This is a genomic window from Myxacorys chilensis, assembly GCF_059505265.1.
Genome location: NZ_JCACKG010000039.1, coordinates 1 through 2,052, shown reverse-complemented (window position 1 = coordinate 2,052; position 2,052 = coordinate 1). Strand labels below are relative to the sequence as shown.

Below are 2,052 nucleotides of genomic sequence, written 5' to 3'. Positions count from 1 at the left end.
CAAATTGACTTATACCTTCAACGAGTTCAGGCACAACTGGCAGCGTTGGCTCAGAATAGGAAGCATTTTGCTGTTCAGGGTCTAATGGAACAGCTTTTAAGACGTGATTCATCCCCTCAATAATTCTAAGCTCCGCATCCGGCTTAGCCATCTTCAGGGCTTGCGCCTCACTGACAGGCACTTGGATATCAGTTGTTCCTTGAACAATTAGAACAGGTTCAGTGAGACACCTAATCTCTTGGGCAGGGGTATAGCGGAACCAGGAAATGAGGTAGGGTTGGACGCTCGATCTGTAGAGCGCGTTGAGTTCTGGTGGAACAGAGGTCACTCTGTTACCTTGCTCTAGAGCAGCAAGAATCTGCTCATTCTGTTGCCATAATGCGTCTGGCAATCTAGGTTGCAGTTGATCTCGTAAAATTTGTGATGCAGTTTGGGCTATTCCAGCTATTGATACAAAAGCATCTGCTCCAGTTTTTTGGGTCGCCAGCATTCCAATCAGAGAGCCTTCACTGTGACCAATTACGGTGACGCTTGAGAAACGAGAATCTGCCTGCAATTGCTGAATCCAAAGTGCAGCATCTTCAACATAGGTATCGAAACGCAAATCAGCTTCTTCCGGTCCTGCGGCTGCGCTTTCTCCAATCCCGCGTTTGTCATAGCGGATCGAGGCAATGCCATGACCCGCTAATCCTTCAGCAAGGAGTTTGAAACTATTATTCTGCCCAGCTAGAGGATTGTTTCCATTGCGATCGGTCGGACCTGAACCCGCGATGATCAGCACCACTGGCTCTGGCAGATTAGACGTTGGAATAATCTGTGTGCCATAGAGAGTGCCTGTTGATGTTGTAATGTGAACCTCGGCAGGCGTTGAGGATTTTGTCATATAACCCACAAACAGCAGTGATAAAGGTAGAGCTATTAGACAGGGAAACAGACTTACAGAACGACGAGAATTGGGGGACATAAAGTGAAGCAATTTATATTGAATCCGTCAGGGAAATGTATGTTGCGTCCTCCGCGACGAGCCGTCGGGCAGCCGCCTCGACCTTTTCGATTGCCGTATTTGCCAAAAACTCTTTGATCACTTCGGTCGGTTGGGTACTCATGGTAACGATTCCTTTCCTTAGTTTTGTGGTGGTGAGGTAGAAGACACTTTAGAAATCATCAACTCCTAAGTTCTCTTTGTCTTAGTTCACTTGAGTGTAGTCAGTTCCAACACTTAACTTCTTGCAGATTCCTATGGAGTTAGCGAACCGATTTCAGTGTTGCTTTAGTGAGTCGCTTGAAGTGCTGTGTCAAACATTTCGCACTGCCTTTCGACTACTGCGCTACATACCCGCCATCTACCATCAATGTTTCACCTGTTATGAACGATGCCAGGTCAGATGATAAAAACAGAACTGCATTTGCAACTTCAAGCGGTGTTCCAACCCGTCCGATCGGGTGAAGTCCTGCCAAGTAAGCTTTGGCTTCATCCTGCCCACCTGTAGCTGCTTCAAACATGTCTGTTTCGATAGCTGCTGGTGCAACGACATTGATGCGAATCCCCGCTTTGGCATACTGGAGCGCAGCCGCTTTTGTTAAACCGACTACCGCATGTTTACTCGCGGTGTAGAGGGGTACGCTAGGAAGTGCAACGACTCCATTTGCAGATGCCGTATTGACGATTGAACCGCTTTCCTGCTTCAACATCTGAGCGATTTCATATTTCATCGATAACCAAACGCCTTTGACATTGACGTTCATCATGCGATCGTATTCAGCTTCTGTTTGCTCAATCAATGAGGGATTTTCGCCGACAGTTCCTGCATTGTTAAAGGCAATATCTAACCGACCAAAAACGCTAACCGCTTTATCAACCATTGCTTTAACATCGGCTTCTTTCGTGACATCTGCTTGCACAAAAATAGCCTCTCCGCCAGCTTCCTTGATCAATCGAACCGTTTCTTCCCCTTCATCCATGCGACGACCAACTACCACCACCTTTGCTTGGTGTTTGGCATAAGCGATCGCGGTTGCACGACCAATTCCTGAAGTTCCGCCAGTGACTAA

3 protein-coding genes are annotated in these 2,052 nt (G+C 47.2%); all 3 read right to left on the bottom strand.

Annotated elements, in window-relative coordinates; genetic code table 11:
- On the bottom strand, positions 1-883 hold an 883-nt coding region (locus tag AC5JLB_RS02035; protein WP_495872193.1), incomplete at its 3' end, for an alpha/beta hydrolase.
- A 94-nt stretch (positions 884-977) separates the two neighbouring features.
- Positions 978-1,106, bottom strand: a complete 129-nt coding sequence (locus tag AC5JLB_RS02030; protein ID WP_495872192.1) for a hypothetical protein — start codon at positions 1,104-1,106, stop codon at positions 978-980.
- A 214-nt stretch (positions 1,107-1,320) separates the two neighbouring features.
- Positions 1,321-2,052, bottom strand: a 732-nt coding sequence (locus AC5JLB_RS02025; protein ID WP_495872191.1) for an SDR family oxidoreductase, incomplete at its 5' end; no start/stop codon positions are given.